General features: G+C 63.5%; 7 protein-coding genes, 1 tRNA gene and 1 pseudogene. All 9 read right to left on the minus strand.

The features are described 5' to 3' along the window. The coding region (gene rpoB, locus WCZ84_RS13040; protein WP_372686712.1) for a DNA-directed RNA polymerase subunit beta at positions 1-4065 on the minus strand (4065 nt) is incomplete at its 3' end. A 213-nt stretch (positions 4066-4278) separates the two neighbouring features. Beyond that, positions 4279-4659, minus strand: a complete 381-nt coding sequence (gene rplL / locus WCZ84_RS13045) for a 50S ribosomal protein L7/L12 (protein ID WP_372686713.1) — start codon at positions 4657-4659, stop codon at positions 4279-4281. A 68-nt stretch (positions 4660-4727) separates the two neighbouring features. Next, a complete protein-coding gene (rplJ, locus tag WCZ84_RS13050; protein WP_372686714.1) occupies positions 4728-5252 on the minus strand; it encodes a 50S ribosomal protein L10 in 525 nt (174 codons plus the stop codon). A 228-nt stretch (positions 5253-5480) separates the two neighbouring features. Further along, on the minus strand, positions 5481-6176 hold the full coding sequence (gene rplA / locus WCZ84_RS13055) for a 50S ribosomal protein L1 (protein ID WP_372686715.1): 696 nt from the start codon (positions 6174-6176) through the stop codon (positions 5481-5483). Between the two features lies 1 nt (position 6177). Further along, positions 6178-6612 (minus strand): 50S ribosomal protein L11, encoded by a 435-nt coding sequence (gene rplK / locus WCZ84_RS13060; protein ID WP_372686716.1) that lies wholly within the window; start codon positions 6610-6612, stop codon positions 6178-6180. A gap of 59 nt (positions 6613-6671) precedes the next feature. Continuing rightward, positions 6672-7205, minus strand: coding sequence for a transcription termination/antitermination protein NusG (gene nusG, locus WCZ84_RS13065; RefSeq protein WP_372686717.1), 534 nt, complete (start codon positions 7203-7205; stop codon positions 6672-6674). Positions 7206-7218: 13 nt separating this feature from the next. Beyond that, entirely contained in the window at positions 7219-7599 is a 381-nt protein-coding gene (gene secE / locus WCZ84_RS13070; protein ID WP_372686718.1) for a preprotein translocase subunit SecE, read from the minus strand. 39 nt (positions 7600-7638) lie between these two features. Beyond that, positions 7639-7714, minus strand: a tRNA-Trp gene (locus WCZ84_RS13075). Positions 7715-7793: 79 nt separating this feature from the next. Next, positions 7794-7926 (minus strand): annotated as a pseudogene (gene tuf, locus WCZ84_RS13080) (elongation factor Tu); the annotation flags it as partial.

Below are 7926 nucleotides of genomic sequence, written 5' to 3' on the forward strand. Positions count from 1 at the left end.
GACCAGCACGTTGAACGATTCGGGCATGCCGGCATCGATCACGTGATCCCCCTTGACGATGTTTTCGTACACCTTGGTGCGGCCGGTGATGTCATCGGACTTGACGGTGAGCATCTCCTGCAGCGTATAGGCGGCGCCATAGGCTTCGAGCGCCCAGACTTCCATCTCGCCGAAGCGCTGGCCGCCGAACTGCGCCTTGCCGCCCAGCGGCTGCTGCGTGACCAGCGAGTACGGCCCGGTCGAGCGGGCGTGCATTTTGTCATCGACCAGGTGATGCAGCTTGAGGAAGTGCATATAGCCGACGGTCACCGGACGCTCGAAGAGTTCGCCGGTGCGCCCGTCGGTCAGCCAGGCCTGGGTGCGGCCGCTGGTCAGGCGCAGCTGCTCGGCGATCTCGTCGGGGTAGGCGAGCTCGAGCATGTGCGTGATGTCCTCTTCGGTGGCGCCGTCGAACACCGGGGTGGCCAGTGGCACGCCCGCGCGCAAGTTGTGCGCCAGCGCGATGACCTCGTCGTCGGTCAGGCTGTCGAGCCGCACCGAGCCGCCACAGGCCCCGTACAGCCCCTGCAGCATGGCGCGCACCTGCCGGGCCTGGACGCCGCGTTCGCCGTCCAGCATCTGGGCGATCCGGCTGCCCAGCCCCTTGGCGGCCCAACCCAGGTGCACTTCGAGCACTTGGCCGATGTTCATGCGGGAGGGCACGCCCAGCGGGTTGAGCACGATGTCCACCGGCGTGCCATCGGCCATGTGCGGCATGTCCTCGACCGGGGTGATGCGCGAGACCACGCCTTTGTTGCCGTGCCGGCCGGCCATTTTGTCGCCCGGCTGCAGGCGGCGCTTGACGGCCAGATAGACCTTGATCATCTTGAGCACGCCCGGCGGCAGCTCGTCGCCCTGGGTGAGCTTCTTGCGCTTTTCCTCGAAGGCCAGGTCGAACTGGTGGCGCTTCTGCTCGAGTGCATCCTTGACCTGTTCGAGCGCAATGGCGGCGTCTTCGTCGGCCAGGCGGATGTCGAACCATTGCCAGCGGTCGAGGCTGTCGAGGTATTCGGCCGTGAGTTCGGTGCCCTTGGCCAGCTTGCGCGGCCCGCCGTTGACGACCTTGCCCGCCAGCGTCTTGCGCAAGCGGTCGAACGCGTCGTTTTCGACGATGCGCAGCTGATCGTCGAGATCCTGGCGATAGCGGCGCAGTTCATCGTCGATGATGGACTGGGCGCGCTTGTCGCGCTCGATGCCCTCGCGGGTGAAGACCTGCACGTCGATCACCGTGCCCGTCATGCCCGAGGGCACGCGCAGAGACGTATCCTTGACGTCCGAGGCCTTCTCGCCAAAGATGGCGCGCAGCAGCTTTTCTTCGGGGGTCAGCTGGGTTTCGCCCTTGGGCGTGACCTTGCCCACCAGGACGTCGTCGGCCCGCACTTCGGCGCCGATGTGAACGATGCCGGAATCGTCCAGGCGGTTGAGCTGGGTCTCGGCCAGGTTGGAGATGTCGCGCGTGATTTCCTCGGCGCCCAGTTTGGTGTCGCGCGCCACCACGGTGAGCTCTTCGATATGGATGGAGGTGTAGCGGTCATCGGCCACGATGCGTTCGGAAATCAGCACCGAGTCTTCGAAGTTATAGCCGTTCCAGGGCATGAACGCGATCAGCATGTTCTGCCCCAGCGCGAGTTCGCCCAGGTCGCTGGAGGCGCCGTCGGCCAGGACATCGCCGCGCGCCACGCGATCGCCGCGCGAGACAATGGGCCGCTGGTTGATGTTGGTGTTCTGGTTGGAGCGGGTGTATTTTTTGAGGTTGTAGATGTCCACCCCGACTTCGCCCGCCACGTTTTCGTCGTCATTGACGCGAATCACCACCCGGTCGGCGTCCACGAAATCGACCACGCCGCCACGGCGGGCCTGCACCGTGGTGCCCGAGTCGACCGCCACGGTGCGCTCGATCCCGGTACCCACCAGGGGTTTTTCGGGGCGCAGGCAGGGCACGGCCTGACGCTGCATGTTGGCCCCCATCAGCGCGCGGTTGGCGTCGTCGTGCTCGAGAAACGGGATCAGCGAAGCCGCCACCGAAACGATCTGCGAGGGCGCCACGTCCATGTACTGGATGTTTTCCGGCGAGGTCAGCAGGGTTTCGCCCGCTTCACGGCAGGCGACCAGGTCATCGGTGAAGCGCCCTTCCTCGTCCAGGTGGGCGTTGGCCTGGGCGATGACGTACTTGCTTTCTTCGATGGCCGACAGGTATTCGATCTGATCGGACACGCGCCCGTCGACGATCTTGCGGTACGGGGTTTCCAGGAAACCGTATTCATTCAGGCGCGCATACAGGGCCAGCGAGTTGATCAGGCCGATGTTCGGGCCTTCCGGGGTCTCGATGGGGCAGACGCGGCCATAGTGGGTGGGGTGCACGTCGCGCACCTCGAAGCCGGCCCGCTCGCGCGTCAGGCCCCCAGGGCCCAAGGCCGAGACCCGCCGCTTGTGGGTGATCTCGGACAGCGGGTTGGTCTGGTCCATGAACTGCGACAGCTGGCTGGAGCCGAAGAATTCCTTGATGGCCGCCGAGATGGGCTTGGAATTGATCAGGTCGTGCGGCATCAGGTTCTCGGACTCGGCCTGGCTCAGGCGCTCTTTCACCGCGCGCTCGACGCGCACGAGGCCGGCACGAAACTGGTTTTCGGCCAGCTCGCCCACGCAGCGCACCCGGCGGTTGCCCAGGTGGTCGATGTCGTCGATCTGGCCGCGGCCATTGCGCAGCTCGACCAGGACCTTGATGGTGGCCAGGATGTCGTCGTCCGTGAGGGTCAGCGGGCCGGCATTGCCGTCGTCGCGGCCCAGCCGGCTGTTGACCTTCATGCGCCCGACGCGCGACAGGTCGTAGGAGTCTTCGGAATAGAACAGGCGCTGGAACAGCGCTTCGACGGCTTCTTCGGTGGGAGGCTCGCCAGGCCGCATCATGCGATAGATGGCCACGCGCGCGGCCATCTGGTCGGTGGTTTCGTCTGTGCGCAGGGTCTGGGAAATATACGCGCCTTCGCTGAGCTCGTTGACGTACAGGGTCTCGATGGTGCGAATGCCGGCCTCGCGCATTTCGGCCAGCAGGGTTTCGGTGATCTCGTCGTTGGCCAGGGCCAGGACCTCGCCGGTTTCCGGGTGCACGATGTTGCGCGCGAGCACGCGGCCGATGAGATAGTCTTCGGGCACCGAGATATGGTCCACGCCGGCCTGCGACAGGTCGCGCAGATGCCGTGCGTTGATGCGCTTGTCTTTTTCGACGATGACCTGGCCTTTCTGGTCCGTGATGTCGAAACGGGCGACTTCGCCCTTCCAGCGCTCGGGCACGAACTCGAGGCGCCCGCCATCGGGCAGCAGTTCGATGTGATCGAACTGCGAGAAATAGGCCAGAATGGCCTCGACGCTCATGCCGATGGCCTTGAGCAGGATGGTGACCGGCATTTTGCGGCGCCGGTCGATGCGGAAGAACAGGATATCCTTGGGATCGAATTCGAAATCCAGCCAGGATCCCCGGTAGGGGATCACCCGGGCAGAGAACAGCAGCTTGCCCGAACTATGGGTCTTGCCGCGATCGTGCTCGAAGAACACGCCGGGCGAACGGTGCAGCTGCGAGACGATGACGCGCTCGGTGCCGTTGATGACGAACGAGCCGTTGTCGGTCATGAGCGGCATTTCGCCCATGTATACTTCCTGTTCTTTGACCTCTTTGATGGTGGGCTTGCTGACCTCGCGGTCCATGAGCACCAGGCGCACTTTGGCGCGCAGCGGCGAAGCGTAGGTCAGACCGCGTTGCTGGCATTCCTTGACATCGAACACCGGCGTGCCCAGCATGTAGCTGACGAACTCCAGGCGCGCCATCTGGTTATGGCTGACGATGGGAAATATCGAATTGAAGGCCGCCTGCAGACCTTCTTCTGCCCGCTTGGACGGGCTGACGTCCGATTGCAGGAAAGTCCGATATGATTCCAGTTGGGTCGCCAGCAGGTAGGGGACGTCTTGCACGTCTTCACGCTTGGCGAAGGTTTTGCGAATGCGCTTCTTTTCGGTGTACGAATAGGGCATGAGCACTCCGATTCGAGGTTGCTTGGCCGTCATCCACGGCCAGGGACAGAATCGCCACGCGCGCGGGGCGCATCCCTTGAACAGGGGCGCAACGCCTGCGGTGCGGCTTGCGACTCTTGAAAACCCGGCTGGCCGCATGGCCAACCGCGGGTTTTCGAGAAACGCAAAAGCCCGGAGAGGCTTTTCGGGCTCTCCGGGCAAGGGCTTGCAGTCTTACTTGAGCTCGACCTTGGCGCCGGCGTCTTCGAGCTTCTTCTGAGCTTCTTCGGCAGCGGCCTTGTCCACGCCTTCTTTCACGGCCTTGGGCGCGGCATCGACCAGGTCCTTGGCCTCTTTCAGGCCCAGGCCCGTGATTTCGCGCACGGCCTTGATGACGCTGACCTTGTTGGCGCCGATCTCGGCCAGGAATACGGTGAACTCGGTCTGCTCTTCGGCAGCGGCAGCCGCCGCGCCGGCAGCAGGCGCAGCCGCCACGGCCACAGCGGCGGCAGCAGCGGACACACCGAATTTTTCTTCCATTTCGGTGATCAGTTCGGACAGCTCGAGCACGCTCATGGCGGCGATTGCGTCGAGGATTTCAGCTTTGGTAGCCATTTGGATGAACTCCGGAAAATTGATTAAGCCAGGTTGGATGGTCGCTGGTCACGTGAACCCGAGGCCGCCTAGGCGGCCTGTTTCTGATCGCGCACAGCCGCCAGGCCGCGCACGAACTTCGTGGGCACTTCGTTGAGCGTACGCACAAACTGAGCGATGGGCGCCTGCATGGTGCCCAGCAGCTTGGAGAGCAATTCGTCGCGCGAGGGCATGGTGGCCAGGGCCTTCACACCATCGGCTGTCAGCAGGCTGTTGGGCAACGCCCCGCCTGTGATGACCAGTTTGTCATTGGTCTTGGCGAATTCGGCCAGTACCTTGGCGGCCGCCACCGGGTCCGTGCTGATGGCGTACATCAGCGGCCCGGTGAGCTGCGTCGACAAGCCCTCGAAGGGCGTGCCGGACAGCGCGCGGCGCACCAGCGTGTTCTTGAGCACACGCAGGTACACACCCGACTCTCGCGCAGTTTTGCGCAATACGGTGACGGAGGCGACATCCAGACCACGGTACTCGGCGACCACCATCGAATGGGCCCGGCTGAGCTCAGCCGAGATTTCTTCGATGACGACCGCCTTTTCTTGGCGATTGAGACTCATGGTTGAACACTCCATCTAGCGATGCCCGGCGTGATTGCCGGACATCTACCGAATGCGGCGCACCTGGTCGAGTTCACGAATGAATTCTTCCTGGGCGCCGTCTGCGCTGGATCCGCATGCTTCACGGGATTAAGCCCTGACCCGCCGTGGCGGGACCGGGCTCCAGCGGTCTTTGACAGCGGTGCCCGGGATTGCGCCCGGGCACGGCCCAAAGTTCTTTGGACAGCATCAGGCTGTCAGGCTGGCGACCTCGACACGGACCCCGCCCCCCATGGTGGAGGAGACGGCGACCTTGCGCAGATACACCCCCTTGGCGGCCGCGGGGCGCGCCTTGTTCAGTGCATCGATGAGGGCAGCCAGGTTGGTTTGCAATTGCTCGCCTTCGAAGGAGGCGCGCCCGATGGTCGCATGAATGATGCCGGCCTTGTCGGTGCGATACTGGACCTGGCCCGCCTTGGCATTCTTGACCGCCGTGACCACGTCGGGGGTGACCGTGCCGACCTTGGGGTTGGGCATCAGGCCGCGCGGACCCAGCACCTGGCCCAATGCACCCACCACCCGCATGGTGTCGGGCGAGGCGATGACCACGTCGAAATCGATGTTGCCCGCCTTGATGCTGGCTGCGAGGTCGTCCAGGCCGACGATGTCGGCGCCCGCCTCGCGGGCGGCATCGGCTTTTTCGCCCTGGGCGAATACGGCGACGCGCACCGACTTGCCAGTGCCGGCCGGCAACACGACGGAACCCCGCACGAGCTGATCGGACTTGCGCGGGTCGATACCCAGCTGCACGGCCACGTCGATGGATTCATTGAATTTCGCCGTGGCGGTTTCCTTGACCAGGGCCAGGGCCTCGGTGACCGGATAGAGCCGGTTGCGATCGATCTTGGCCGCGATGGCGGCGGCGCGCTTGCTCAGCTTGGCCATGTCAGACCACCCCTTCGACGTCGATGCCCATGCTGCGGGCGGTACCGGCGACCGTGCGCACGGCGGCGTCGAGGTCGGCGGCGGTGAGGTCAGGCTCCTTGGCCCTGGCGATTTCCTCGGCCTGGGCGCGCGTCAGCGAGCCCACCTTGGCCGAGTTGGGCGTGGCCGAGCCCTTCTGGATGCTGGCCGCCTTCTTGATCAGGATGGTGGCCGGCGGCGTCTTCATGATGAAGGTGAAGCTCTTGTCGGCAAAGGCCGTGATCACCACCGGAATCGGCAAGCCGGGCTCCATGCCCTGGGTCTTGGCATTGAAGGCCTTGCAGAATTCCATGATGTTCAGGCCCCGCTGACCAAGCGCCGGCCCGATCGGGGGGGATGGATTGGCTTTACCAGCTGGCACTTGCAGCTTGATGAAGCCGACGATTTTTTTCGCCATTCAAAGCTCCTGTCGGGTTCAAGCGCCCCTGCACGAACAGGGGCTCCCCGGTTGTTGAATCAGGCCTTTTCGACCTGACTGAAATCGAGTTCGACGGGTGTGGCGCGACCGAAAATGGTCACCGACACCCGTACCTTGCTTTTCTCGTAGTTGACGTCTTCGACCGAACCGTTGAAGTCGGCAAACGGGCCTTCCTTGACGCGAACGGCCTCGCCGACCTCGAACAGCACCTTGGGGCGTGGCTTTTCGACGCCTTCTTCCATCTGGGAGAGGATTTTTTCGACCTCGCGCTCGGAGATGGGTGCCGGCCGGTTGCCCGACCCCCCCAGAAAGCCCGTGACGCGGTTGGTGCTCTTGACCAGATGCCAGGTTTCATCGGTCAGATCCATTTCGATGAGCACGTAGCCCGGGAAGATGCGGCGCTCGGAAATGGACTTGCGGCCATCTTTGATCTCGACCACTTCTTCGGACGGGACCAGGATGCGGCCGAACGCCTCTTGCAGGCCGGCCCGGTCGATGCGTTCGACCAGCGCCTTGTGCACGCTTTTTTCCATGCCCGAATAGACATGGACGACATACCAGCGCTTGCTCATGCAGTGTTGTCCTTCAGTTCCAGCCCAGCAGCAGGCCGTAGATGACCCAGCCCAACAGCTTGTCGGCCAGCCACAGCAACAGGCCCATGGCGACCACAAAGGCGAAAACGATCGCTGTCATGCGCGTGGCTTCATTGCGCGAGGGCCAGATGACGCGCCGTGTTTCATTGTAGGCTTCGCGCCCGAAGGCCAACGTGCGCCGCCCGGTTTCACTGAACGCCGCAATGAGCGCCGCCAGAATCAGGCCTACGATGAAGGCGCCCACGCGCACCCAGGTCGGCTCTTCGACCAGAACGGAATAAGCGACGATGCCTGCCAGCAAGACAAGCACGGCCAAGCCGAGTTTGACACGATCGGCGGCATGGCTGACGGTTTCTATGTTTTGCTGCGACATGATCTCGGTTGGGCATCGCACGGGCGATGAAAAGAACGGTGGCAGGGGCAGAAGGAATCGAACCCTCAACCTTCGGTTTTGGAGACCGACGCTCTGCCAATTGAGCTATACCCCTGTAAACCCCGCAAGGCATGCTGCCATGCCTTGTTCAGACTGCATGGTGGGCCAGAAAAGCCCACCATTGTACACCAAAATTACTTGACAATCTTGGCGACGACGCCGGCACCGACGGTGCGCCCGCCTTCGCGGATGGCAAAGCGCAGGCCTTCTTCCATCGCGATGGGCGCAATCAGGCTCACGTTGATCGAGATGTTGTCACCGGGCAGC

Source organism: Castellaniella sp. (assembly GCF_041675725.1).
Taxonomy (GTDB): domain Bacteria; phylum Pseudomonadota; class Gammaproteobacteria; order Burkholderiales; family Burkholderiaceae_B; genus Castellaniella.